This is a genomic window from Roseomonas sp. TS2 (genome assembly GCF_058833935.1).
This window is the reverse complement of sequence record NZ_JCACVY010000029.1, coordinates 1-23,226: the sequence shown is the minus strand read 5'-3', so window position 1 is coordinate 23,226 and position 23,226 is coordinate 1. Positions and strand designations below refer to the sequence as shown.

Below are 23,226 nucleotides of genomic sequence, written 5' to 3'. Positions count from 1 at the left end.
GCGGCCGTGGACCCGCTGACACGGCTGCTGTTCTTCCTCTCGCGGCTGGTGCGCCGCCCGCCCTCGCGCCGCGTGGCGATGGTGATGCTGGCGGCCCTGGCGCTGGCAGTCGGGCTGGTGCTGGTGGAGCGGCTCTGGGGCTGGCCCGCGGCGCTGACGACGGAGCGCGTGCCGATCCGCCGCCTCGGCGGCTAGAGCAGCCATGTTTTCTAGAGCAAGAAATCCGACTGGATGGAATCCTCCGGTCGGATTCCTTGCTCTGGGGCGGCCCTATTCCGCCCCGGCCCAGGGCAGCGGCGGGTCCTGCTCGGCCGGGCGGCCGCGCTGCATCCGCCCGCGCGAGAGCTCCGTGACCACGCCGTGGAGGGTGCGCAGCTCCTGCTCCGTCACCTCGCCGCGCTGGAACCAGTGGCGCAGGTTGCGCACCATGCCGGGGCGCTTGGGCAGGTTGTCGAGGAAGCCGCAGGCGTCCAGCTCGGCCGTCAGCCGGCCGAGGAAGCCCTCCAGCTCGCCCTTGGTGGCCACGCGGGTCTCGTTGGTCATCAGCTGGCGGGGCGGCGTGCGGTCCACCGCCGCGTTCCACCACTCATAGGCCAGGATCATCACCGCCTGCGCCAGGTTGAGCGACATGTGCTCCGGGTTCAGCGGGTAGCGCACCAGCGTGTCGGCACAGGCCATGTCGTCATTCTCGAGGCCCGCGCGCTCGGGGCCGAACAGCACGGCGCTGCGTAAGGCGCGGCCCTGGCAGATCTCCACCAGCTCCTCCGCCGCGCCGCGTGCCGTGCGGACCGGGATGACGACGTGGCGCGGCCTGGGGCAGGTGGCGAAGACGCGGTGGCAGTCGGCCACCGCATCGGCCACCGTCTCGTGCACCGTGGCGGCGTCCAGGATGCGCTGCGCGCCGGAGGAGACGAACCAGGCCCGCTCCTGCGGCCAGCCGTCGCGCGGGGCGACGAGGCGCAGGTGGAACAGCCCGCCATTGGCCATGGCGCGCGCCGTGCTGCCAATGTTCTCGGCCAGCTGCGGGCGCACCAGCACGATGATCGGGCTCTCGCCCGGCATGGGCTTCAGGTCGGCGCCACCGTCGCGGCCGGTCATGGGCGGGTCATCCTTCGGGTCTCGTGCGCTTCGCGCACAGGGCGCCCCCGATAGCCGCCCGCGGCCCGCCGCGAAAGGGCCGATCAGCGGCGCGGCGGGTCCACCATCGTGCGCAGCAGGGCGATCTCCCGACCCTGCTCCTGGATGATCTCCTCGGCCAGCCGGCGCAGCACCGGGTCCTTGCCGTACTGCAGCTGCACCCGGGCCATGTCGATGGCACCCTGGTGGTGCGGGATCATGGCGCGGGCGAAATCCTTGTCCGGATCGCCGCTGTACGGGATGTCCATGTCCTTGTGCATCTTCGCGTTCGCCGCCTTGAGCGCGGCGGTGGCGGGCGAGTCCGCCGGGGCAGGGGCAGGGGCGGCGGCGGCACCGTGCTGGTGGGCGTGCTGCGCCAGGGCGGGAGCGGTGAGGATGGGGCCGGCGGCGAGCAACGCGGCCAGGGCGGGCAGGAGGAGGGAAAGGCGGGGCATCGGCTGGGTCACTCCGGCAGGGAATCCTGCCGCAGAGATGGGGGCTTCCCCCCATGGGAAGGCAAGAGGCGCGCCGATCAAGCCCGCTGGCGCGGCGCGTGGCACTCCGTGACAGGCCGATACATCGCCGCAGGCTGGCAGCGTGCCCGGCCATGCCCACATGCTGCCGGCACCACAGCGCCGGAGCCCGCATGAGCAGCCTCGCCCTCTCCCCGCCCTGGCAGGACCGCCAGGGGGCCTTCTCGCCGCTGAAGGTGGCGGTGCTGGCGGCGCTGTTCCTGCCCGGGCTGTGGCTGGCGGCGCAGGCGGCGCAGGGCGCGCTCGGCGGACGGCCGATCATGGAGGCGATTCACACCACCGGGCTGTGGGCCGTGCGCATCCTGTGGCTCTCCCTGCTGGTGACGCCGCTGCGGCAACTGTTCCGCTGGCCGCGGATCATGCTGGTGCGGCGCATGGTGGGGCTGGGGGCGCTGGCCTATGCGCTGCTGCACCTGGTGCTCTACGCCGCCGAGCTGAAATGGGACCTGCCGAAGCTGGCGAGCGAGATCGTGCTGCGCATCTACCTCACCATCGGCTTCGTGGCGCTGCTGGGGCTGGCGGTGCTGGGCGTCACCTCCACCGATGGCTGGGTGCGGCGCCTGGGCGGGCGGCGCTGGCAGGCGCTGCACCGGGTGGTCTATGCCCTGGCGGCGCTGGCGGTGGTGCATTTCGCCCTGCAATCCAAGATCGACGTGACTGAGGCGGTGCTGATGGCCGGGCTGCTGCTCTGGCTGCTGGGCTACCGGCTGCTGGCGCCGAAGGGCGGCGCGCCAGGGCTGGGGCGGCTGGCGCTGCTGGCGCTGGGTGCTGCGCTCGGCACCGCGCTGGTCGAGGCGGGCTGGTACGCGGTGGCCACGGGCGTGCCGCCGCTGCCGGTGCTGCAGGCCAATCTCGACATCGATTTCGGCCTGCGCCCGGCGCTGTGGGTCGGCATTGCCGGGGCGGGGGCGCTGGCGCTGCGGGCGTTGTTCCGGCTGCGCGAGCGGCTGGCGCCGCCGCGGCCGGCCCGCCGCGGCGCCTGAGACTCAGGCGCGGCGCCAGGTGGTGCCGCCGGGCCCATCCTCCAGCACCACCCCCTGGGCGGCGAGGGCGGCGCGGATGCGGTCCGCCTCCGCCCAGTCCTTCGCGCGGCGCGCGGCGAGGCGGGCGGCGATGGCGGCCTCGATCGCCGCCGTGTCGTCCGCCGCGCCGCCCTGGCGCCAGGCCTGCGGGTCGGTGCCGAGCAGGCCCAGCACCCCGGCCGCCGCCCGCAGCGCCGCCGCCGCCTGGCCGGAGCCCGGCTGCCAGTTGCGCCCGATGCGCGCGAGCAGGTTGGTGGCCGAGCCGCCCACCGTCGCCACATTCTCCAGCGTGCGCAGGTCGCGCAGGCGGGTGATGGCCAGCGGGGTGTTCAGATCGTCGGCCAGGGGTTCGAGCGCCCATTCGGCCATCTCGGCCACCAGCGCGTCGTCCTCTTCCGGGGCGGGCAGGTCGCGGGCGAGGAGGGCGTAGAAATCGTCCAGCTCGGCGCGGGCCTCGTCGAGCCGTTCCGCGGTGTAGTCCAGCGCGGCGCGGTAGTGGGTCTTGAGCAGCAGCAGGCGGAACGCCTCGCCGGCCCAGGCGCCACGCTCCAGGATGTCCCGCACCGTGCGGAAATTGCCGAGCGACTTCGACATCTTCTCGCCATCGACGAGCAGCATGCCGTTGTGCAGCCAGTATTTCGCGAAGCGGCTGCCGGGGAAGGCGCAGACCGACTGCGCCAGCTCGTTCTCATGGTGCGGGAAGAGCAGGTCGTGCCCGCCGCCATGGATGTCGAACTCCGTGCCGAGATAGCGCCAGGACATGGCGGAGCACTCGATGTGCCAGCCCGGGCGGCCGCGGCCCCAGGGGCTGTCCCAGCCCGGCAGGCCATCGGTGGAGGGCTTCCAAAGCACGAAATCGCCGGGCTCGCGCTTGTAGGGGGCCACTTCCACGCGGGCGCCGGCCAGCATCTCCTCGGTGGAGCGGCCGGACAGCGCCCCGTAGCCGGGATAGCTGGAGACGGAGAACAGCACGTGCCCTTCCGCCGCATAGGCATGGCCGTTGGCGATCAGCCGCTCGATCAGCGCCACCATGCGGTCGATGTTGTCGGTGGCGCGCGGCTCCTCATCGGGCGGCAGGCAGCCCAGCGAGGCCATGTCCCGGTGGAAATCGGCGGTGGTGCGGGCGGTGATGGCCGAGATCGGCTCGCCGCTCTCCTGGGCGCGCGCGTTGATCTTGTCGTCCACATCCGTGATGTTGCGGACATAGGTGACGCGCGGGTAGCGCCGGCGCAGCAGCCGCGTCAGCACGTCGAACACCACGACGGGACGCGCATTGCCCAGATGCGCCAGGTCATAGACCGTGGGCCCACACACATAGAGGCGCACATGCTGCGGGTCGAGCGGGGCGAAGATCTCCCGCCGGCGCGTGGCGCTGTTGTGGAAGGCCAGTTCGGTCATCACTCTGCCTTATCGGGGCTGGTTATGGGAAAGCGTAGGGGGAAGCCGTGGGGCTGTGCGCCAGATCGGCGCCCCGCGTCAACCTTCCTGCCTCTCCTCCGGCCGCTCAGGCGGGGCGGCGGAGCCGGGCATGCAGGGCGGCGAACTGCTCCGGCGGCATCGGCCGGCCGAAGAGGTAGCCCTGCACCTCGGCGCAGCCCTCCTGCCGCAGCAGCTCCGCCTGCTCGGCATTCTCCACCCCCTCGGCCAGGGCGCGGATGCCGAGGGTCTGGCTGATGTTCACCACGGCGCGGATCACGGCCTTGGCGTTCGGATCCTGCGCCATGCGCTGCACGAAGCTGCGGTCGATCTTGATCTTGTCGAAGGCGAAGTGGTGCAGGTAGCTCAGGCTGGAATAGCCGGTGCCGAAATCGTCCATGGCAATGCGGACGCCGATCTCCCGCAGCCGCTGCAGGGTGGCCAGGGTTTCCGGCGTGTCGTGCAGCAGCACGCTTTCGGTGATCTCCAGCTCCAGCCGGTGGGCGGGCAGGCCGGAGGAGCGCAGGGCACCCTCCACCGCCTCGCAGAGGCCGGGCTTGCGGAACTGGATGGTGGAGACGTTCACCGCCACGCTCATCCGCGCCGGCCAGCGGGCGGCCTCGCGGCAGGCGGTCTCCAGCACCCAGGCCCCGACCGGCACGATCAGCCCGGTTTCCTCCAGGAGGGGGATGAACAGGTCGGGCGGCATGTTGCCGTGGCCGGGGCGGTGCCAGCGCAGCAGGGCCTCGCCGCCCGAGACCTGCCCGCTGCCAAGGTAGACAAGGGGCTGGTAGTCGAGGCGGAACTGCTGCTGCGCATGCGCCTGCCGCAGATCCTGTTCCAGCAGGCGGCGCTCCCGCAGCTTGCGGCTCAGCGCGGGCGAGTGGAAGTGATAGCCGCCTGCGCGTGACTGCTTCGCCTGGTACATGGCCATGTCGGCGTCGTGCACCAGCTGCGCCGGCTCGGTCGCGCCGCCGGCCCGGCTGAGGGCGATGCCGATGCTGAGCCGCACCGGACGGGCCCGGCCTTCCAGCATGATGGGCTCGTTCATCAGAGTGAGCAGGCGGCGCGCCAGCCCCTCGGCCGCCTGCGGCTGATGGCCGGCGGTCTGGATGATGGCGAATTCGTCGCCGCCGATCCGGGCCAGGGTGTCGCTGGCGCGCATCCCCTGGCCCATACGCTGCGCCACCTCCCGCAGCAGCCTGTCGCCGGCGGCATGGCCATGGGTGTCGTTGACCTCCTTGAAGTCGTCGAGGTCGATGACCAGCAGCGCCACCACCCTGCCTTCCCGGTGCGCCGCCAGCAGCGCGTGGCTCAGCCGGTCCTGAAAGGCCAGGCGGTTGGAAAGGCCGGTGAGGGTGTCATGCGTGGCGAGGTAGGAGGCGTGGCCGAGGGCCTGCCGCAGCATCCACATCGGCAGCAGGCGCAGCAGGACGAAGATCATGCCGCCGAGCAGCAGGCAGAGCAGCAGCAGCAGCGCCGCCTTTTGCAGGGCCGGGCGCAGCGAGCGCGTCACCTCCACCTCGGCCTGCGGCCCGGAATCCCTCGGCACGGCGGCACGCCGGGTCAGGAGAGGGCGCGCCAGCGGCTCCAGCGGCGTGACCTCCGCCAGCAGGCTGCCATCCGCCTGCAGCAGGCGCACATGCTCCGCGGCCATGGATGGGCTGGCATTCTGGCGCAGGATGCCAAGCGCGCCGCGATGATCCTCCTGCTCGATCAGCCAGGAGCGGCGGGCCAGCTCGTTGGCCAGATAACCGGCCCGCGTCTCCAGCCGGCCGGCCTCGTGCGCCTGCAAGGCCAACAGGTAGCTGGCTGGCGGCACCAGGGCCACCGCCAGCGCCGCCAGGGCGGCCAGGGCCAGCATCAGGCTCAGCAGCGGGCTCGTCTCGTCGGCGCTCCGCGGCGGGAGTTCCAGGGAGTGGCGGCGCCGGGTCCGGATGCGCAGGCGCTGCAGCAGAGGCAGGGCGGAGCTGTACTGCACGGCATCATCCTGTTGCCGGCGCCGGCGAAGGGAGAGCAGGGCGCCCGGTGGATGAGTGTTGAGCAATTCGCTGAACGAACTATTAACCGGCGGCGCCGTCGCCGGTATTTCCCAGCATGGCGTGAAGCTCCTGCAACAGCCCCTGCGCCGTCTGGGAAAGCGGCAGGCCCACCGCCCAGAAGGCGAGGGCCCGGGCCGGGACCGCCGGCTCGAAGGGCAGCACGGCCAGGGGGCGGTGGCGGCTGCGGGCGGAAAAGGGATCGACCACCGCCACGCCCACGCCGGCTTCCGCCATGGCGCAGGCGGTGTCCGCGTAGCGCACCTCGACGGCGGCGGAGAAGGGCTCCCGCGCGCCCTGGAAGGCGGCCCGCACCGCGCGGCCCATGCGCGTGCCGCCTTCCAGCGCGATCAGCGGCCAGGCGCGCAGCAGGCCCGGCGTCACCAGGCTTTCGCGCGCCAGCGGGTGGTCCGGCGGGCAGACGCAGACCATGCGCGCCTCGGCCAGCAGGCGCGTGGAGAGGCCCGGCCGCTCCTCCAGGCTGAGGCCGAAGCCCAGCTCGGCATCGCCGCCTTCCACCCCTTCCACCACCTCGTCCAGCCGCCGCACGTCGAAGGTGATGCGCAGCCCAGGCTGCCGCTCCAGCATCCGCCGCATCGCCCGCGGCACCACCCCGTGCCCCAGCGGCGGGGTGGAGAGCAGCCGCAGCCGGCCCCGCTTGTCCTGCCGCAGCGCGCGCAGCCGTGCCTCCAGCGCCGCGTGCTGGGCGAAGAGCGGCTCGGATTCGGCATGGATCACCCGCGCCGCCTCGGTGGGGAAGAGGCGGTTGTTGACGCGCTCGAACAGCGGGAAGCCGAGCTGCGCCTCCAGCTGCTTCACCGCGTTGCTGACGGCGGGCTGCGACATGCCGAGCAGCCGGGCCGCCGCCATGGTGGTCTGGTGCCGGATGACGGCGCGGAGGATCTCGAGCTGGCGCAAGGTCATGGTTTGGGCAGTGTATAATCAGGATGAATAGATTGGCGCGATTCATCATAATCCAGACGATTGCGCTGCCTTAAAAGCGTGCGACGATGCCGGCCATCGCCGCCCCGCGGCCCCCCGGATGAGGTTCCCGATGCCCCGTATCCTGCGCGTCGCCGCCGCCCAGATGGGCCCCAACCAGCGCGCCGACAGCCGCGCCCAGATCCTGGCCCGGATGATCGCCCTGCTGGAGCAGTCCGCCGCCCAGGGCGCCCAACTGGTGGTCTTCCCCGAGCTGGCCTTCACCACCTTTTTCCCGCGCTGGCTGCTGAGCGAGGCGGAGCTGGAGGCGTATTTCGAGAGCACGCTGCCGGGCCCGGACACGCAGCCGCTGTTCGACCGCGCGAAGGCGCTGGGGGTCGGCTTCTATGTCGGCTACGCGGAGCGCACGGCCGATGGCAAGCGCTTCAACAGCGCCGTCACCGTCGGGCCGGATGGCGCCATCCTGGAGAAGTACCGCAAGGTGCACCTTCCCGGCTCGGTGGAGCCGCGTGAGGGCTCGCGCTTCCAGCAGCTGGAGAAGCGCTACTTCGAGTATGGCGACCTGGGCTTCCCCGCCTTCCACGGCCCCGATTCCTGGGGCGCGCCGGTGCTGGGCATGCTGGTCTGCAATGACCGCCGCTGGCCGGAGGCCTGGCGCGTCTATGGCCTTCAGGGGCTGGAGATGCTGCTGGTCGGCTACAACTCCGCCGCCTACGACCCGAATGGCGGCAACACCGAGGATGCCGGGCTGCGCACCTTCCACTCGCAGCTCGCCGTCCAGTCCAACGCCTACATGAACGCCGCCTGGGCGGTGGCCGTGGCCAAGGCGGGGGATGAGGATGGCTCCGGCCTGATCGGCGGCTCCTGCATCGTCGACCCCAATGGCCGCATCGTCGCCGAGGCGAAGACGCTGGGCGACGAGGTGGTTGTCGCCGATTGCGACCTCGACCTCTGCGCCCAGGGCAAGGAGAAGATGTTCAACTTCGCCCAGCACCGCCGGCCGGAGATGTACGGGCTGATCACCAGCCGCACCGGCGCCGTGCCGCCCGCTCGCAAGGCGGGCTGACGCCGATGGCGCAGAGACGGCCTCCCTCCACGCTGCCCGACATCGCCCACTACACCCATGTCCCCAACCGCCACTGGGGGCGCTGGGCGGCGGTGGCGGTCATCGTGCTGCTGCTGGCCGGGCTTGCCCGCGCCTTCGCGGTGGGCGACATCGAGTGGCGCTTCGTCGGCAGCTTCTTCACGGCGCCCGCCATCATGGCCGGGCTGTACAACACGCTGTGGATGACCCTCGGCGCCATGGCGCTCGGCATCGCGCTCGGCGTCGTCACCGCGGTGATGCGGATGTCGCCCAACCCGGTGCTGCAGGGCGTGGCCATGGGCTACACGTGGCTGTTCCGCGGCACGCCGGTCATCCTGCAGCTGTTGCTCTGGTTCAACCTGGCGCTGATCTTCCCGCGCCTCGGCTTCGGCGAGTTTTCCGTCCGCACGGTGGACGTGATGACGCCGGCGCTCGCCGCGCTGCTCGGCCTCGGCATCAACCAGGGCGCCTACACCTCCGAGGTGATCCGCGCCGGCATGCTCTCGGTCGATGCCGGTCAGTATGAGGCGGCCAAGGCGATCGGCATGACGCGGCTCAGGGCGCTGCGCCGCATCATCTTCCCGCAGGCGATGAAGGTGGTGATCCCGCCGCTCGGCAACGAGTTCATCGGCATGGTGAAGCTGACCTCGCTGGCCAGCGTCATCCAGTTCGCCGAGATCCTGCACGCGGCGCAGAACATCTACTACGCCAATTCCCGCGTCATCGAGCTGCTGATCGTGGCCGCGCTGTGGTACCTGATCATCGTCTCGGTCCTGACGCCCTTGCAGATGCTGCTGGAGCGCCGCTTCGCCCGCGGCACCGGAGCCACCCGATGAGCCCGCCCCTCGTCTCCATCGTCGATGTCCGCAAGAAGTTCGGCGATTTCCAGGCGCTGGACGGCGTCTCGCTGGATGTCCAGGCCGGCGAGGTGCTGTGCATCATCGGCGCCTCCGGCTCCGGCAAGACCACGCTGCTGCGCTGCGTCAACCAGCTCGTCACCATCGACAGCGGCGCCATCTGGGTCGATGGCGCGCTGACCGGCTGGCGCATCGAGGGCACGCGGCTGCACGCCCTGCCGGAGAAGGAGATCGCGCGGCAGCGCCTCGCCACCGGCATGGTGTTCCAGCGCTTCAACCTCTTCCCGCACATGACGGCGCTCGAGAACATCATCGAGGGGCCGGTGCAGGTGCAGGGGCGCAACCGCGCCGAGGCGGTGCGCGAGGCCGAGGCGCTGCTGGCCCGCGTCGGCCTCGCCGACAAGGCCGGCGCCTACCCGGCCAATCTCTCGGGCGGGCAGCAGCAGCGCGTCGCCATCGCCCGCGCCCTGGCCATGAAGCCCAGGCTGATGCTGTTCGACGAGCCGACCAGCGCCCTCGACCCCGAACTGGTGGGCGAGGTGCTGGCGGTGATGAAGGAGCTCGCCGCCTCCGGCATGACCATGATCGTGGTGACGCACGAGCTGGGCTTCGCCCGCGAGGTTGCGGACCGCGTCGTGTTCATGGACCGTGGCGCCATCGTCGAATCCGGCCCGGCCGCCGAGGTGCTGGGCAACCCGAGGGAAGCCCGCCTCAAGGCCTTCCTCTCCGCCGTCATCGCCTGAAGGAACAGAGCGCATGTTCAAGAAGCTTCTGCTGGCCGCGACCGTGCTGGCCCTTCCCGTGGCGGCGCAAGCCGCCGAGCTGCCCGCGCGCATCAAGTCGCGCGGCGCCATCATCGCCGCCATCGTGCCGAACTACCCGCCGCTCGAGATGCGCGACCCGCAGACCAACCAGCTCACCGGCTTCGACGTGGAGCTGGGCAACGCCCTGGCCGAGAAGCTCGGCGTGAAGATGCAGTGGCAGGAGACCAGCTTCGACCAGATGCTGGCCTCAGTGCGCACCGGGCGGGTGGACATCATCCTCTCCGGCATGTCCGACCTGAAGTCCCGCCAGGAGACGGCGACCTTCATCGACTACCTCCGCTCGGGCAGCCAGTTCTTCACCCAGGCCAGCCGCGCCGCCGAGTTCCCGAACGCCGAGGCGCTCTGCGGCAAGCGGGTGGGCGCCAGCCGCCGCACGGCGCTGCCGAACGACATCAAGGGCTTCAGCGACGCCAATTGCGTGGCCAAGGGCAAGCCGGCCATCGAATACGTGCCGACCGAGGGCTCGGCCGATGCGCGCACCCAGCTCCGCCAGGGCCGCATCGACGCCGCCATGCAGGGCGGCGAGACGCTGCCCTACATCATGGGCCTCGAGCCCAACACCTACGCGCCGGTGGGCGAGCCGGTGCGCTACACGCTGATGGGCATCGCCACCGGCAAGGAGGAGACCCAGCTCCAGCAGGCGCTGGCCGAGGGGCTGCGCGGCCTGATGGCGGACGGCACCTACGCGAAGCTGGCCGAGAAGTGGCAGCTTTCGCCCTCGAAGATCCCCGAGGTGCAGATCAATGGCGGCGAGTGACGCCGGGCTGAAGGCAGGGCTCGACGCCCTGCCGCTGCTGCCGGCCAACCGCGCGCCGCTGGCCCCCGAATACCCCTGGCCGGGGGCCCAGGCGGCGGCGATGTTCCTCTCCTTCGACGTCGATGCCGAGAGCGCCTGGACCGCCAAGGACCCCGCCCGCTACGGCGAGCTGGTGACCATGTCCTTCGGCGGCTACGAGGCGCGCATCGGCACGCCGAAGCTGCTGGAGATGCTGCGGGGCCTGGGGCTGAAGGCGACCTTCTTCATCACCGGCTGGTCGGTCGAGGCGCACCCCGCCATGTGCGAGGCCATCCTGAAGGATGGGCACGAGATCGGCCACCACGGCTTCCACCACCTCATGCCGCAGCCGGGCGACCCGATGCTGGTGGAGGAGGTGGACCGCGGCCTCGAGGTGCTGCAGCGCCGCCTCGGCGTGGTGCCGAAAGGCTACCGCGCCCCCTCCGGCGAGTTCTGCGAGGAGCTGCGCGTCCTGCTGAAGGATCGCGGCCTGCTCTACACCTCCTCCTTCCGCGACGATGTGCGGCCCTACCGCCACCTGCTGGCCGATGGCACGCCGGGGCTGGTCGAGCTGCCCGTCACCGCCAGCTACGACGACTGGCTGCTGGGCCTGTCGCAGCGCTACAGCCGCCACACCATCCAGCCGCGCGAGGCCGTCTTCTCCATGTGGAAGGACGAGCTGGACGAGATCCGCGACTGGGGCGGCATGGTGACCACCGTCCTGCACCCGCAATGCAGCGGCCGCCCGATGCGGCTGCGCCTGCTACGCGAGTTCCTGCAATACGCGCAGGGCTGCGGCGATGTCTGGATCACGACCGGCGAGGAGATCGCCGCGCATTTCACCGCCTGCGAGCAGAAGGCCGGCTGAACCGGCCTCCTCGCCACCACGCTTTCGCCAGCCCCACGGCAGACCCCCACTCCGGAGACTTCGCATGAATTCCTTCAAGCGTATCCTGGCGGCGGGCCTGGCCCTGGCGTTGACGGGGGCGCTGGCGGGGGCGGCCCCCGCCTTCGCGCAGAGTGCCCCGCTGCCGGAGGCCATCCGCGCCGCCGGCGCGCTCCGCGTCGGCATCGAGGCCACGTATCCGCCGATGGCCTACAAGGACCCCGCCACCAACGAGCGGCGCGGCGTCAATGTCGATCTGGTCACCGCCATCGGGCGGGATCTGGGCCTCGAGATCCGCTGGGAGGAGATGTCCTTCGAGCAGATCATCAACTCGCTGACCACCGGCCGCATCGACTTCAGCGGCACCTCGATGACCGACCTGCCGGCGCGGCGCGAGAAGCTCACCTTCGTCGACTACATCACCACCGGCGGGCAGCTCTTCACCACCCGCGCGCTCGCCGCCTCCATCCGCGAGGCGACGGATTTCTGCGGCAGATCCGTCTCCACGCCGCGCTTCACCAACTACTTCCCCTCCGGGCAGGCCTGGAGCGAGAAAGCCTGCGTGGCCGCCGGCAAGCCGCCCATGCAGGTGGTGGGCAGCAACGGCGCCACCGCCTCCCGCACCGACCTGCGGCAGGAACGCACCCAGGGCGCCATCCTCGGCGCCGAGTTCGTCGCCCACCTCCAGCGCACCGAGCCGGAGAACTGGGCGGCGGTCGGCAAGCCCATCACCGACAACCTCTCGGGCCTCGCCTTCCCGAAGGATGCCACCACGCTGCGCGACGCTATCGCCGCCTCGCTCCAGCGGCTGATCGACAACGGCACCTATGGCGAGATCCTGAAGAAGCACGGGATTGCGGCGCAGGCGATCAGCCGCGTGTCGGTCGACGCGGGGCAGCCTTAAGGGCAGGGGGCGGCGCCCCCTGCAACCCCCGCCGGGGTGACAGGGTCACCCCGGACCCCGCCATCAGCTTTTGGAACCCCGCCATGGACCTGCTCGTCACCAACGCCGCCATCGTCACCTGCGATGAGGAAAGGCGGGTCCTGGGGCGGCACGCCATCCTCGTCCGGGGCAACCGCATCGAAGCCCTCGGGCCGACCGAGGCGCTGGAGGCGGCGCATCCCGAGGTGGAGCGCTTCGACGCACGCGGCCTCGCGGTGCTGCCGGGGCTGGTCAACGCCCACACCCACACCGTGCTCACCGCGCTCCGCGGTTCGGTGGAGGACTGGGAGGGCGACATGATCTACGGCTACATGTCGCCCATCTCCTACACCATGACCGACGAGGAGCGGGCGGTGATGGCCATGCTCGGCTGCGTCGAGGCCATCCGCAGCGGCAGCACCACGCTGGTCGATCCGTTCCGCCACGTGCTGTCCTACGGCAAGGCCATGGCCTCCACCGGGCTGCGCCTCTGGCTCTCCGAGAGCTGCGCCGATATCGACACCCGCCGCATCCGCCACGGCGACTACCGCGAGGACCCGGCCTTCGGCGCGCAGTTCCTGGAGCGCGCGGAAGCCATGATCGAGGCGCTGCAAGGCAGCCATGGCGACCGCGTGCGCTGCCAGGTGGCCGCCCACGCGCCGGACAACTGCTCCCCCGCCATGCTGCGCAGCCTGCTCGACCTGGCGGCGAAGCACGGGCTGACGCGCACCGTCCACCTCTCGCAGAGCCCCGGCGAGGAGAAGGCGGTGCAGGCGGCGCGCGGCACCAGCTCGGCCGGCTATCTCGACCGCGAGGGCTTCCTCGGCCCCGACCTCACCGCCGCGCACTGGACCTTCTGCACGCGGCAGGACATCGAGACCCTGGCCGCGCGCGGCGTCACCATGGCGCACACGCCGGCCAGCATCTCCCGCCGCCGCGGCATGCACCGCGCGCTGCTCGGCCCGATCCGCGATGCCGGCGTGCGCGTCGCCTTCGGCACCGACAACATGACCGAGGACATGTTCCAGGCCATGACCATCGGCTCCATCCTGCACCGTACGGGGCGCGGCCGCGCGGAGGAGGGCGGCGTGCTCCCCGGCCCCGATGCCATCCTCGACGCGGTGACGCGCGACGCGGCGGCGAGCATCGGCGCTGGCCATGAGATCGGCCGCATCGCGCCGGGCTGGAAGGCGGACCTGACCTTCCTCGACCTGAACACCCCGGCGCTGCGGCCGGTGATCCGCCTCGTTTCCAACATCGTGCATTATGGCCATCCGGGCGCGGTGCACTCGGTGATGGTGGATGGCGCGTTCGTCCTGCGCGACCGCAAAATCCTGACGGTGGACGAGCCCGCCCTGCTGGAGGAGGCCGAGGCCGTCACCCGCCGCGTCTGGGCGCGGATGATCGCGCAGAACCCTGACCTCGCGCGCCCGGCCTCGGAACTGCCCTGGCTGGAGTTATGAGGAAGGTTCTTTGAGGCGCTGCGCCACCAGCAAGGGTGCAGCGCCAAACGAACAAAGTCTTTTTGCTTCTTTTTCTTCAGAAAAAGAAGATTCTCAATCCGCCCTTGCCCCGGAAGCCTGCACCACCTGCTTCCACATCGGCCGCTCGCGGTTGGCACGGGCGGCGGCTTCCTCGGCGGTGCTGGAGAGTGCCAGCGCGCCGCCCTGGATGAAGCGCTTCTGCATCGCCTCATCCTGCGCCACCTGACGCATGGCGCCGTTCAGCCGCTCGATGATGGCGGGCGGCGTGCCGGCCGGCGCCACGAAGGCGCCCCACACGGTGATGACGAAATCCGGGATGCCGGCTTCCGCCATGGTGGGGATGTTCGGCAGGGTGGGCCAGCGCGTGGCGCCCGTCACCGCCAGCCCCCGCATCCGCCCTTCCTGGATCAGCCCGATATGCGAGGCGAGGTTGTCGAGCGCGATGTCCACGTCGCCGGCCAGCAGGGCGGGCACCGTCTGCGCCGCGCCGCGATAGGGCACATGCGTGGCCTTCACCCCCGTGCGGCTGAACAGCATGCTGCTGGAGAGGTGGGTGGTCTGGCCGATGCCGGTGGAGCCGTAGGTGATGCCGTCCGGCTTCTTCTTCGCCCAGTCGATGAACTCGGCCAGGGTCTTCGACGGATTCTTGTCCGGCGAGAGGACGGCCACGTTCGGCGTCTCCCAGGCCAGGCCGATCGGCACCAGGTCCTTCTCCGTGTCGAAGGGCATGCTGCGGAACAGGAACTGGTTGATGGCCATGATGCTGGCGGTGACGGCGCCGATGGTCAGCCCGTCCGGCGCCGCCTTGGCCACGGTGTCGGTGCCGAGATTGCCGCTGGCGCCGGCGCGGTTCTCCACCACCACCGGCTGGCCGAGCGAGGCGCTCATGCGCTCCGCGTAGAGGCGGCTGATCACGTCGGTGGAGCCGCCGGGCGGGTAGGGCACGATCAGCCGGATCGGGCGCTGGCCCGCGAGGCCCTGCGCCAGGGCCGGGGTGCAGAGGGCGGCGGCCGCCGGCACGGCCAGGGTGGCGCGCAGCAGGCTGCGGCGTAGGGTCATGGTCTGTCTCTCCCGTTCCACGCCGTTCGTTGCGGCGCTCTGCGGAGAGGATCGGCCAGGGGCGGCGCCCCGTCTACCCCTCGGGCCAGCCTTCAGTCGCGGCGGGGCAGGGCGGTGCCGTCCTCGCGGAACAGGTGGCAGGCGGCGGGCGGCAGGTGGAAGCGCCCCGGCTGGCCCTCGCGCAGCCGCGCCCCCTCGGGGATGCGCGCCGTCAGCAGCGTGCCGTCCGGCGCGCGCAGATAGGCGAGCTGCTCGTCGCCCAGCTCCTCCACCACCTCGACAGGGCCGGCGAGGGCGGCACCCTCGCCCTCCAGCCGCACATGCTCGGGGCGGATGCCCAGCGTCAGCGCCTCGCCCGGCCGCGCGCCGGCGCCGGCCACCGGCACGTCGAGCCGCGCCCCGCCCGGCAGGCCGACCGTGACCACCCCCGCCGCGCTTCCCTCCGCGCGCACCGGCAGAAAGTTCATGCGCGTGCTGCCGATGAAGCCGGCGACGAAGAGGTTGCGCGGGTGCCGGTACAGCTCCACCGGCGCGCCCGTCTGCTCGATGCGCCCGGCATTCAGCACCACGATGCGGTCGGCGAGCGTCATTGCCTCCACCTGGTCGTGCGTCACGTAGATCATGGTGGTGCGCATCGACTGGTGCAGCCGGGCGATCTCGATGCGCATCTGCACCCGCAGGCTGGCGTCGAGGTTGGAGAGCGGCTCGTCGAACAGGAACACCTGCGGCTCCCGCACGATGGCGCGGCCGATCGCCACCCGCTGCCGCTGGCCGCCGGAGAGCTGCTTCGGCAGGCGGTCCAGCAGCGGCGTCAGCTCCAGCGTCTCCGCCACGGCGCGCACCCTGGCGTCGATCTCGGCGCGGCGGGCGCGGCCCATCTCGAGCCCGAAGGCGATGTTCTGGTGCACCGTCATGTGCGGGTAGAGCGCATAGGACTGGAACACCATGGCGATGCCCCGCTCGCGCGGTGGCTTCGCCGTCACGTCCTCGCCGCCGATGTGGATTGAGCCGGCGCTGACGCTCTCCAGCCCCGCCACCAGCCGCAGCAGGGTGGACTTGCCGCAGCCCGAGGGGCCGACGAAGACGCAGAACTCGCCATCGCCGATGCGGAGGTCGACATCGCGGATCACCGTCGTGCGGTCGAAGCGCTTCTGGACGTTGCGCAGCTCCACGGAGGCCATGCGGGGGGATCCTTCTGTGCTGGTCATCCCTTCACCGCGCCGGCGGTGAGGCCCGAGACGATCTTGCGCTGGAAGGCCAGCACGAGCAGCACCACGGGGATGGTGACGATGACGGAGGCGGCCATCACCAGCCCCCAGGGCAGTTCCTGCCGGCTGCCGCCGCTGAGCAGCGCGATGGCGACGGGCACGGTGCGCGTCTCGGCCGAGAGGGTGAAGGTGAAGGCGAACAGGAACTCGTTCCAGGAGACGATGAAGGCCAGCAGCGCGGTGGGCGCCATGGCCGGCCACAGCAGCGGCAGGAACACCCGGCGGATGACGGTGAGCGGCGAGGCGCCATCGGCATAGGCGGCCTCCTCCAGCTCCTTCGGCAGCTCGCGCATGAAGGTGGTGAGCACCCACACGGTGAAGGGCAGGGTGAGCACGAGGTTGGCCAGCATCAGCCCCGGCAGCGTGTCGTAGAGGCCGAGGGCGCGGATCAGCTCGAACATGCCGGAGAGCACCGCCACCTGCGGGAACATGGAGACGCCGAGGATGGTCAGCATCAGCGCGCCACGGCCGCGGAAGCGCACCCGCCCCAGCGCGTAGGACGCCGTGACCGCCAGCAGCAGCGACAGCCCCACCACGGCGGCGGCCACCAGCACCGAGTTCAGGATGGTGCGGCCGAAATTGAGCTGGGTGAAGACCTGCACGTAGTTGGAGAGATCCAGAGTCTCCGGCCACAGCGCCGGCGAGAACAGTTCCGTGCCGGAGCGGAAGGAGGTGACCACCGCATGATAGAAGGGGAACAGCGCGAAGGCGCCGATCGCCAGCAGCAGCAGCGCGAAGCCGCCGCGCGCGAGGAGGGCGCGGCCGTTCATCGGGTGCTCTCCCCGCCGAGCCGCAGCCGCCCCAGCAGCACCACCGAGAGGGTGAGCAGCGCGATCACCAGGAACAGCAGGGTGGAGGCCGCCGAGCCGTAGCCGACATCCTGGAAGTCGACCAGCTGCTGCCGGGCATAGACCGACATGGACTGCGTGCCGGCGGCGTTGGCGGTCAGCACATAGATCAGGTCGAACACCCGCAGCGAGTCCAGCGCGCGGAAGATCAGCGCCACGATCAGGGCCGGGCGGATCAGCGGCAGCGTGACGCGGAAGAACACGCGCACCGGGTGGATGCCATCCACCCGCGCCGCCTCGTAGCAATCGGCGGGCAGCATCTGCAGCGCGGCCAGGATCAGCAGCGCGACGAAGGGCGTTGTCTTCCAGACATCGACGATCACCACCGCCCACATGGCGAGGTCCGGGTCGGCCATCCACGCCACCGGCTCGGAGAGGATGCCGAGGCCGAGAAGGGCGTGGTTGATGACGCCGAACTGGTCGTTCAGCATCCAGGCCCACATCCGCGCCGAGACGATGGTGGGGATCGCCCACGGGATCAGGATGGCCGCGCGCACCAGCCCGCGCAGCGGGAAGCGTGCATTCAGCGCCAGCGCCACCACCATGCCCAGCACCGCCTCGATCGAGACGGAGACGAGGGCGAACCAGACGGTGCGCCACACCGCCCGCCACCATGCGGGGTCGGCCAGCAGGCCCAGCCACTCGCCCTCGTAGTATTCGAGGTAGTTGGCGAAGCCGATGAAGCGGTAGTTCTCCAGGTCGATCAGCTCGGCATCGGTGAAGCTGAACCAGATGGTGCGCAGCAGCGGCCATCCGGCCACCACCGCCAGCACCGCCAGGGTCGGTGCCAGGAACAGCCAGGCGGCGCGCACGCGCAGCCTCGCCAGGCCGAGATCGTCATCCCTCATGCGGGCCATGCCTCCGCTCACCAGCCGCGCCGGCTGAGGCGCCGCAGGTCGCGCCGCAATTCACCGAGCGCCGGCGCGGCCTGCTCGCGGCCGGAGAGCACGGCGTGCACCCGCGTCCAGAAGGCGTGCGAGACGCGGTTGTACTTGGTTCCCGTGGCACGCGAGGGCCGCGCCACCGCGTTGCTGAAGGTGCCGTAGAGCGCCCGGAAGAAGGGGTTGGCGGCGATCACCTCCGCATCCTCGTAGAGCGCCGGGCGGGTCGGGTTGTAGGCGGCCACCACGGCGCGGCGTTTCTGCTCCGCCGCGCCGGTGAGGTACATCACCAGCGCGGCGGCTTCCTCCGGATGGCGGGAATAGCGCGAGACGCCGAGGTTCCAGCCGCCCAGCACGCCCGTCTGCTCGCCCTGCGCGCCATGCGGCAGGGCGGCGATGCCGACCTTGCCGCGCACCGGGCTGTCCGCGCCCTGCGCCAGCGCCCAGGCATAGGGCCAGTTGCGCATGAACACCGCGTTGCCGGACTGGAAGATGCCGCGCGCCTCCTCCTCCGTGTAGGTCAGCGCGCCTTCGGGGGCGATGCGGCCGATCCAGCCGGCGGCGCGGCCGATGGCCTCGGCGGCGCGCGGGTTGTCGATGGTGATGCCGCCCTCGTCGTCGATGATGGTGCCGCCGCCGGAGCTGGCCACCCATTCCAGGGCGTTCACCGTCAGCCCCTCATAGGCGCGGCCCTGGAACACGTAGCCCCAGAGGCCGTTGCCACCCGCCGCGCGCTCGGCCTCCTGGATGGCGCGCGCCGTCTCCTCCATCTCTGCCCAGGTGGCGGGGACGGGGCGGCCGTGCTTCTCCAGCAGGTCCTTCCGATAGAACAGCACGCCGGCATCGGTGTAGAGCGGCATGGCGATCAGCCGGCCCTCCACCGTGTTGTTCTCGATGATGGCCGGGAAATGCGCCGCCTCGGCGCCCTGGCTGTGCGGCTTCAGGTCGATGAAGTGGGTGGCGAGGATGCCGGGCCAGACCACGTCGAGCTGGTAGATGTCGATCTGCGAGGCGCCGCCGGCCAGCATCATCTGGTAGAGCGCCAGCCGCTCGCTGGCGGAATTGGGCACCGAGACGGTGCGTACCGTGTGGCCTGTCTGGCGCGCCCAGGCCTCGGCGCCATCCCGGCACAGCTCCAGCTCCTGCCCCAGCGCGCCGCAGGAGATGGTGATCTCCACCGCCCGCGCCTGGGGGGAGAGGGGGCCGAGCCCGCCCAGCAGGGCCAGCAGAGCGATGATTCGCGACGCCCGGTTCAGGCGCATGACGGTGTCCTCCCAGCAAGGATCGGCGGGGCAGGCACCGGGCGGGGCACAAGGGCTGAAGCGCGGTGCCATCTTCCCAGGACCACGCGGCAGGCCGCGCGACGGGTTCCGGACAGGGCCCGGCCGGGCATTGGCCGCGGCAGGGGGCAGGAACCGCTACCTGCGCGAGCCGGAGGATGCAACCCACCGCCGGGAAGAAGCCGGTGCGGGAATGTCGGGGCCCAGCCGGGCTGGCATGAAAAAACCCGGCTCAGGGCCGGGCTCTCTCAGGAACGAATGGGGATGGAAGACGGGCTTACCAGCGGCCCGTGGCGCCCAGCGCGAAGGGGCTGCGCTCGCCCCAGGAATTCCAGGCGGCATACAGGCCAGGCGCCTCGTCGCGCCAGGTGTCGTCGCGGCGGCCCTCAACCGGGGCGGCGGCCTGGCGACGATCGGCGGCCGTGTCGGCGATGATCTTGGTACGGTCCATCATGGCTGCCCTCCTCTGATGAGGACACAATTAAGGCGAGGTGCTGCCTTATTCCAGCCCTAATTCGGCAAGACGCGTCACGATCGCGCCATAATCGGGCGGAAATGGAGCCGATGAGGCTGCTCCTTGAGGCGCGAACGCCTGTTTCAGCGCCTTCCGTGAAGAAAAATACTGGTGAAAACAATGGTCTAGGATCGATGCGCCCACTATGGCGCGGCTGCCACATTTTTACGGGAGGAAATGGAACCAGCCGCACGCAGGGCGTGTCATCCCTCTTCATCATCAACCGAAGAGTGATTATTCTTCAGGAGGAGAGCGCGTGGGTTGGACTTCGCTGAGCGCGGCCACATTTCACCCTCCGCGGGGCGCGGCTGGCGGCCGTGCAAACGCCCTTGAGGCGACGGAGGATTGTGACGCCCCGGAGGCGTGTCATGTTCCGGAGGCCAGTGGCCGCCGGCGTGGCCCCGCCTGTCCCGGCGGGGCCGCGGGTTGTCAGGCCGGGAAGACCTCGCGCCCCTCGGCGGCGCCATGCAGGAGGTAGTGCATCAGCGGGTTCAGCCCGGCGGCGGTGACATCGGGGTTCGCCGCCAGATACGCATCCGTGGCGAAGGCCGCCCCGGGGTCACGCCCCTCGCGCCAGCCATTCTCGGCGTAGTGCCGCAACGGGTCGACTCCGGCCGCCGCCACATCCGGGTTGGCTTCCAGATAGAAGCTGCTGTCGAAGAAGGCATTCGGGTCGCGGCCCTCGCGCCAGCCGAAGGCATGGTAGTGGCTGCTGGGGTCCTGGCCGGAGGCCGCCACATCCGCATTGCCGGCGAAGTAGAAGCCGGCATCCACCAGCGGGTCCTGCGGCCCGGTGGCATGGGGGGTGGCGGCGGTGATGGCCCGGCCCTCGGCCTGGCCGAACTGCAGGTAGTGCAGCAACGGCTCCAGCCCGGCGGCGGCGACATCGGGGTTCGCCGCCAGATAGGCGCCGCTGTCGAAGCCCAGGCTGGGGTCGCGCCCCTCCCGCCAGCCGGAGGCCGTGTAGTGCGCCAGCGGCTCCACCGCCGCGGCGGCGACGTCGGGGTTCTGGTTGAGGTAGTACTCGACGCTGAACAGCGTGTTGGGATCGCGCCGCTCGGCCCAGCCGAAGGCCTGGTAGTGGCTCAGCGCATCGGCGCCGGCGGCCAGCACGTCGGGGTTCTGCGCCAGGTAGAAGGCGGGGTCGAAGCCGGAGGCCAGGATCGGCGGCTCCCGGTCCACGGTCATGGCTGCGGGCAGGGCGGTGAAGCCGCCGGGAAAGGCGCCATCCTTGCCGGGGGCGATATCGGCCACCAGGCGCGTTCCGGCCGTGGTGCCGTCGGTGAACCACATCTCCCGCCCCGCTTCCTCGGTGACGGCGGAGAACAGCGCGCCGCCATCTCCGGTCGGCACCATGTCGGCGGCGAAGCGGGCGCCGGCGGGCAGGGCGATCAGCAGGCTGGTGCCCTCGGCCGTGCCGTCCGTCACCCACAACTCGCCCGAATCCTCCAGCGCCTGCTGCGCGGTGAACAGCATCCGCCCGTCGCCCAGGGCCTTGAAATTGGCGGGGGCGGAGCTCTGGGCGCCGGGCATGATGTCGCGCAGCAGGCCGGTGCCGGCCGCCGTGCCATCGGTGATCCAGGCCTCGATGCCGTGCTCGGCGTCGCCGGCGGCGAAGATGGCGCGGCCATTGCCCAGCGCCGTCAGCTCCTGCGGCCCCTGGCCGCTGTAGCCCGAGCCGAACTGACGCAGCAGGCCGGTGCCGCCCGGCGTGCCATCGGTGCCCCAAAGGGCGCGGCCCTCGGTGCCGTTGTCGGCGTAGAACACGGCCCGGCCGCCGCCGAGCGGCGTGAAGTCCGGGCTGCCGTAATAGGGAAGCTCACCGGGCGGCAGGCCGATGAGGCGGCTGGTGCCCTCGGCCGTGCCGTCGGTGACCCAGATCTCGGTTTGCGGCAGCGGGCCGGAGCCCTGGAACAGGATGCGCCCATCGCCCAGCGCGGTCAGGCTGAGTGGCTCCGAGATGCCTTCGGCATTGGGGGTGGTGGCGATGGGACGAGTGCCGTCGGTCGTGCCGTCGGTGATCCAGAGCTGGCCGCCGGCCGCCGGGTCATAGGCGGTGAAGACGGCGCGGCCATCGGGCAGGGGCGTGAAGGCGCCGGGGAAGGAGCCGACCGTCCCCGGCACCAGCTCCTTCAGCAGCCGGGTGCCCTCGGCGGTGCCGTCGCTCCGCCACAGCTCGGCGTTGAAATCCTCGCCCTGCGCGCTGAAGAGCACGCTGCCATCGGCCATGGTGAAGAAGCCGAAGGGCGAGCCGCTGGCCGCGCCGGGCAGGATGTCGCGCAGCAGGGTGGTGCCCTCCTGGGTGCCGTCGGTCACCCACAGCTCCTGGCCATGCGTACCATCATCGGCGGCGAAGAGCAGGCGGCCATTCAGCGTGGAGGTCAGCGACAGCGGAAAGGAACCTGCCGGCCCCGGCCGGATGTCGCGCAGAAGGACCGTGCCCTCGGCCGTGCCGTCGGTGCGCCAGAGCTCGGTACCATGATCAGTGTTGCCGGCCTGGAAAACATAACCGTCACGCAGGGGCATGCGTCGCTCCTCACTCTTGCCGTGCGGGGCAGGGGCGGCGTCCACGCAGCCGGCTCGCCTCCGCCTCTGCGCGCTTCTCCGCAGGATCGGCCGCCCGGGTCAACGATGGCGAAAGCGGAAGCTTGGGCGGCGGGCGATGGTTGCCGGGCGAGCGGCAAGGGCGGTGCGTGGCCGGGAGGGAACTCCAGCGGCCCTTGCGGCGCAACGCCTGCGGGCGGTTCAGGCGCTTCCGCCGTTGCGCGGCCGCGCACCAGTAAGGCGCCGGAGGAGGGAGAATACTCCCCCGTTCATCGCCGAGATTTGCACGAGAACCACTTTTGTTTCGCGTTGCAATAACAACGCGCGGTTTCAGGCGATTCTTCTTTGTCTGCTGTGGTTGTGGAAGGAGGCGGCAAATCGCCAGGTCCAGCCTGGCCGATTCGCGCGCCGCAGGTATCAGGTGATGGGGCAGCTGCCGCCATCGACGTTGATCGCCGTGCCGGTGATGTAGGAGGCGGCGTCGGAGGCGAGGAAGCAGGCGGTCTGGGCGAATTCCTCGGCCCGGCCGACGCGGCCGAGCGGCACGCCGCGCCCCATCTCGGCCAGCAGCGCCTCCAGCGGCTGGCCGGCGGCTTCGGCGCGGCGGCGCCACTGGTCGCTCTCGATCAGCCCCACCAGCAGCGCGTTGACCAGGATGCCGTGCGGCGCGCCCTCGCCGGCCAGGATCTTGGTCAGCGCCAGCCCGGCGGCGCGGCTGACGGCGGTGGGCGCGCTGCCGGCGCGCGGCGCCTTGGCGCCGGTGTTCAGCACGTTGATGACGCGGCCCCAGCCGCGCTCGCGCAACTGCGGCCACACCAGGCGCGTCAGCCGGATGGCGGCGAACAGCTTGAGGTCGAGATCCTCCTGCCAGACGGCATCCGTCACGGTCTCGAAGGCGCCGGTGCGGGAGATGCCCGCATTGTTCACCACGA

23 protein-coding genes are annotated in these 23,226 nt (G+C 71.1%); 10 read left to right on the top strand and 13 right to left on the bottom strand.

Going from position 1 to position 23,226, the window contains the following annotated elements; all coding sequences use genetic code 11:
- The first annotated feature begins 6 nt into the window (after window positions 1–6).
- Window positions 7–195: a hypothetical protein gene (locus ACZJYS_RS07600; protein WP_379634733.1), complete on the top strand. Its 189-nt coding sequence runs from the start codon at window positions 7–9 to the stop codon at window positions 193–195.
- 75 nt (window positions 196–270) lie between these two features.
- On the opposite strand, the gene ACZJYS_RS07595 is transcribed toward ACZJYS_RS07600, so the two are convergent.
- Together ACZJYS_RS07595 and copM are read right to left on the bottom strand one after the other, a co-directional pair.
- Window positions 271–1,098 (bottom strand): RNA methyltransferase, encoded by an 828-nt coding sequence (locus ACZJYS_RS07595; RefSeq protein WP_379634731.1) that lies wholly within the window; start codon window positions 1,096–1,098, stop codon window positions 271–273.
- Window positions 1,099–1,181: 83 nt separating this feature from the next.
- Window positions 1,182–1,571, bottom strand: a complete 390-nt coding sequence (copM, locus tag ACZJYS_RS07590) for a CopM family metallochaperone (protein WP_109515205.1) — start codon at window positions 1,569–1,571, stop codon at window positions 1,182–1,184.
- 191 nt (window positions 1,572–1,762) lie between these two features.
- On the opposite strand from copM, the gene msrQ reads away from it, so the two are divergent.
- Window positions 1,763–2,632 (top strand): protein-methionine-sulfoxide reductase heme-binding subunit MsrQ, encoded by an 870-nt coding sequence (gene msrQ / locus ACZJYS_RS07585; RefSeq protein ID WP_493176907.1) that lies wholly within the window; start codon window positions 1,763–1,765, stop codon window positions 2,630–2,632.
- A 3-nt stretch (window positions 2,633–2,635) separates the two neighbouring features.
- Here msrQ and cysS read toward each other — a convergent pair whose 3' ends face one another.
- The 3 genes from cysS to ACZJYS_RS07570 form a co-directional block, all read right to left on the bottom strand.
- Complete coding sequence (gene cysS, locus ACZJYS_RS07580) at window positions 2,636–4,069, bottom strand: cysteine--tRNA ligase (protein ID WP_493176905.1); 1,434 nt, start codon at window positions 4,067–4,069, stop codon at window positions 2,636–2,638.
- 106 nt (window positions 4,070–4,175) lie between these two features.
- Complete coding sequence (locus tag ACZJYS_RS07575; RefSeq protein ID WP_493176902.1) at window positions 4,176–6,068, bottom strand: putative bifunctional diguanylate cyclase/phosphodiesterase; 1,893 nt, start codon at window positions 6,066–6,068, stop codon at window positions 4,176–4,178.
- An 82-nt stretch (window positions 6,069–6,150) separates the two neighbouring features.
- Window positions 6,151–7,050 (bottom strand): LysR family transcriptional regulator, encoded by a 900-nt coding sequence (locus ACZJYS_RS07570; protein ID WP_493176900.1) that lies wholly within the window; start codon window positions 7,048–7,050, stop codon window positions 6,151–6,153.
- Between the two features lie 130 nt (window positions 7,051–7,180).
- Between ACZJYS_RS07570 and ACZJYS_RS07565 the strand changes: the two genes are divergently transcribed.
- The 7 genes from ACZJYS_RS07565 (at window position 7,181) to ACZJYS_RS07535 (ending at window position 13,879) form a co-directional block, all read left to right on the top strand.
- Entirely contained in the window at window positions 7,181–8,134 is a 954-nt protein-coding gene (locus tag ACZJYS_RS07565) for an N-carbamoyl-D-amino-acid hydrolase (protein ID WP_493176898.1), read from the top strand.
- A gap of 5 nt (window positions 8,135–8,139) precedes the next feature.
- Window positions 8,140–8,988: an amino acid ABC transporter permease gene (locus ACZJYS_RS07560; protein WP_493176897.1), complete on the top strand. Its 849-nt coding sequence runs from the start codon at window positions 8,140–8,142 to the stop codon at window positions 8,986–8,988.
- On the top strand, window positions 8,985–9,752 hold the full coding sequence (locus ACZJYS_RS07555) for an amino acid ABC transporter ATP-binding protein (protein WP_109515212.1): 768 nt from the start codon (window positions 8,985–8,987) through the stop codon (window positions 9,750–9,752). The genes ACZJYS_RS07560 and ACZJYS_RS07555 overlap by 4 nt, the downstream gene beginning before the upstream one ends.
- A 13-nt stretch (window positions 9,753–9,765) precedes the next feature.
- Window positions 9,766–10,590, top strand: a complete 825-nt coding sequence (locus ACZJYS_RS07550; RefSeq protein WP_109515213.1) for an ABC transporter substrate-binding protein — start codon at window positions 9,766–9,768, stop codon at window positions 10,588–10,590.
- Window positions 10,577–11,476 (top strand): polysaccharide deacetylase family protein, encoded by a 900-nt coding sequence (locus tag ACZJYS_RS07545; RefSeq protein WP_493176894.1) that lies wholly within the window; start codon window positions 10,577–10,579, stop codon window positions 11,474–11,476. Before ACZJYS_RS07550 ends, ACZJYS_RS07545 begins: the two co-directional genes overlap by 14 nt.
- A 64-nt stretch (window positions 11,477–11,540) precedes the next feature.
- Window positions 11,541–12,398, top strand: a complete 858-nt coding sequence (locus tag ACZJYS_RS07540; RefSeq protein WP_493176892.1) for a transporter substrate-binding domain-containing protein — start codon at window positions 11,541–11,543, stop codon at window positions 12,396–12,398.
- An 83-nt stretch (window positions 12,399–12,481) separates the two neighbouring features.
- Window positions 12,482–13,879 carry an amidohydrolase family protein gene (locus tag ACZJYS_RS07535; RefSeq protein WP_493176891.1) on the top strand — a complete coding sequence of 466 codons (1,398 nt, stop codon included), beginning with the start codon at window positions 12,482–12,484 and terminating at the stop codon, window positions 13,877–13,879.
- Window positions 13,880–13,972: 93 nt separating this feature from the next.
- Here ACZJYS_RS07535 and ACZJYS_RS07530 read toward each other — a convergent pair whose 3' ends face one another.
- The 6 genes from ACZJYS_RS07530 to ACZJYS_RS07505 all read right to left on the bottom strand — a co-directional run bounded on the left by ACZJYS_RS07530 (window position 13,973) and on the right by ACZJYS_RS07505 (window position 19,690).
- Complete coding sequence (locus tag ACZJYS_RS07530; RefSeq protein WP_379650242.1) at window positions 13,973–14,959, bottom strand: Bug family tripartite tricarboxylate transporter substrate binding protein; 987 nt, start codon at window positions 14,957–14,959, stop codon at window positions 13,973–13,975.
- Between the two features lie 92 nt (window positions 14,960–15,051).
- Window positions 15,052–16,140, bottom strand: a complete 1,089-nt coding sequence (locus ACZJYS_RS07525; RefSeq protein ID WP_493176889.1) for an ABC transporter ATP-binding protein — start codon at window positions 16,138–16,140, stop codon at window positions 15,052–15,054.
- Between the two features lie 23 nt (window positions 16,141–16,163).
- The gene (locus ACZJYS_RS07520) at window positions 16,164–16,997 is read right to left on the bottom strand and encodes a carbohydrate ABC transporter permease (RefSeq protein WP_109515219.1); all 834 of its coding nucleotides are present in this window, start codon (window positions 16,995–16,997) and stop codon (window positions 16,164–16,166) included.
- Complete coding sequence (locus tag ACZJYS_RS07515) at window positions 16,994–17,923, bottom strand: carbohydrate ABC transporter permease (protein ID WP_219929658.1); 930 nt, start codon at window positions 17,921–17,923, stop codon at window positions 16,994–16,996. Before ACZJYS_RS07515 ends, ACZJYS_RS07520 begins: the two co-directional genes overlap by 4 nt.
- A gap of 17 nt (window positions 17,924–17,940) precedes the next feature.
- Entirely contained in the window at window positions 17,941–19,218 is a 1,278-nt protein-coding gene (locus ACZJYS_RS07510) for an ABC transporter substrate-binding protein (protein WP_493176888.1), read from the bottom strand.
- 295 nt (window positions 19,219–19,513) lie between these two features.
- Entirely contained in the window at window positions 19,514–19,690 is a 177-nt protein-coding gene (locus ACZJYS_RS07505) for a hypothetical protein (protein WP_181377961.1), read from the bottom strand.
- A gap of 110 nt (window positions 19,691–19,800) precedes the next feature.
- On the opposite strand from ACZJYS_RS07505, the gene ACZJYS_RS07500 reads away from it, so the two are divergent.
- Window positions 19,801–20,025, top strand: a complete 225-nt coding sequence (locus tag ACZJYS_RS07500) for a hypothetical protein (protein WP_493176886.1) — start codon at window positions 19,801–19,803, stop codon at window positions 20,023–20,025.
- A 154-nt stretch (window positions 20,026–20,179) separates the two neighbouring features.
- Here the strand turns inward: ACZJYS_RS07500 and ACZJYS_RS07495 are convergent, their stop codons facing one another.
- Window positions 20,180–22,276, bottom strand: a complete 2,097-nt coding sequence (locus tag ACZJYS_RS07495) for an ELWxxDGT repeat protein (RefSeq protein ID WP_493176884.1) — start codon at window positions 22,274–22,276, stop codon at window positions 20,180–20,182.
- Window positions 22,277–22,711: 435 nt separating this feature from the next.
- A partial coding sequence (locus tag ACZJYS_RS07490) for an SDR family oxidoreductase (protein WP_493176883.1) occupies window positions 22,712–23,226 on the bottom strand: 515 nt, incomplete at its 5' end.

What these genes read in the sequence shown, in the direction of transcription:
- copM (WP_109515205.1), bottom strand. Translation starts at nt 1,571, where the DNA reads ATGCCCCGCCTTTCCCTCCTCCTGCCCGCCCTGGCCGCGTTGCTCGCC.
- ACZJYS_RS07545 (WP_493176894.1), top strand. Translation starts at nt 10,577, where the DNA reads ATGGCGGCGAGTGACGCCGGGCTGAAGGCAGGGCTCGACGCCCTGCCG.
- ACZJYS_RS07565 (WP_493176898.1), top strand. Translation starts at nt 7,181, where the DNA reads ATGCCCCGTATCCTGCGCGTCGCCGCCGCCCAGATGGGCCCCAACCAG.
- ACZJYS_RS07550 (WP_109515213.1), top strand. Translation starts at nt 9,766, where the DNA reads ATGTTCAAGAAGCTTCTGCTGGCCGCGACCGTGCTGGCCCTTCCCGTG.
- ACZJYS_RS07560 (WP_493176897.1), top strand. Translation starts at nt 8,140, where the DNA reads ATGGCGCAGAGACGGCCTCCCTCCACGCTGCCCGACATCGCCCACTAC.
- msrQ (WP_493176907.1), top strand. Translation starts at nt 1,763, where the DNA reads ATGAGCAGCCTCGCCCTCTCCCCGCCCTGGCAGGACCGCCAGGGGGCC.
- ACZJYS_RS07525 (WP_493176889.1), bottom strand. Translation starts at nt 16,140, where the DNA reads ATGGCCTCCGTGGAGCTGCGCAACGTCCAGAAGCGCTTCGACCGCACG.
- ACZJYS_RS07510 (WP_493176888.1), bottom strand. Translation starts at nt 19,218, where the DNA reads ATGCGCCTGAACCGGGCGTCGCGAATCATCGCTCTGCTGGCCCTGCTG.
- ACZJYS_RS07595 (WP_379634731.1), bottom strand. Translation starts at nt 1,098, where the DNA reads ATGACCGGCCGCGACGGTGGCGCCGACCTGAAGCCCATGCCGGGCGAG.
- ACZJYS_RS07570 (WP_493176900.1), bottom strand. Translation starts at nt 7,050, where the DNA reads ATGACCTTGCGCCAGCTCGAGATCCTCCGCGCCGTCATCCGGCACCAG.
- ACZJYS_RS07520 (WP_109515219.1), bottom strand. Translation starts at nt 16,997, where the DNA reads ATGAACGGCCGCGCCCTCCTCGCGCGCGGCGGCTTCGCGCTGCTGCTG.
- cysS (WP_493176905.1), bottom strand. Translation starts at nt 4,069, where the DNA reads ATGACCGAACTGGCCTTCCACAACAGCGCCACGCGCCGGCGGGAGATC.
- ACZJYS_RS07500 (WP_493176886.1), top strand. Translation starts at nt 19,801, where the DNA reads ATGAGGCTGCTCCTTGAGGCGCGAACGCCTGTTTCAGCGCCTTCCGTG.
- ACZJYS_RS07555 (WP_109515212.1), top strand. Translation starts at nt 8,985, where the DNA reads ATGAGCCCGCCCCTCGTCTCCATCGTCGATGTCCGCAAGAAGTTCGGC.
- ACZJYS_RS07535 (WP_493176891.1), top strand. Translation starts at nt 12,482, where the DNA reads ATGGACCTGCTCGTCACCAACGCCGCCATCGTCACCTGCGATGAGGAA.
- ACZJYS_RS07540 (WP_493176892.1), top strand. Translation starts at nt 11,541, where the DNA reads ATGAATTCCTTCAAGCGTATCCTGGCGGCGGGCCTGGCCCTGGCGTTG.
- ACZJYS_RS07515 (WP_219929658.1), bottom strand. Translation starts at nt 17,923, where the DNA reads ATGAGGGATGACGATCTCGGCCTGGCGAGGCTGCGCGTGCGCGCCGCC.
- ACZJYS_RS07495 (WP_493176884.1), bottom strand. Translation starts at nt 22,276, where the DNA reads ATGCCCCTGCGTGACGGTTATGTTTTCCAGGCCGGCAACACTGATCAT.
- ACZJYS_RS07530 (WP_379650242.1), bottom strand. Translation starts at nt 14,959, where the DNA reads ATGACCCTACGCCGCAGCCTGCTGCGCGCCACCCTGGCCGTGCCGGCG.
- ACZJYS_RS07505 (WP_181377961.1), bottom strand. Translation starts at nt 19,690, where the DNA reads ATGATGGACCGTACCAAGATCATCGCCGACACGGCCGCCGATCGTCGC.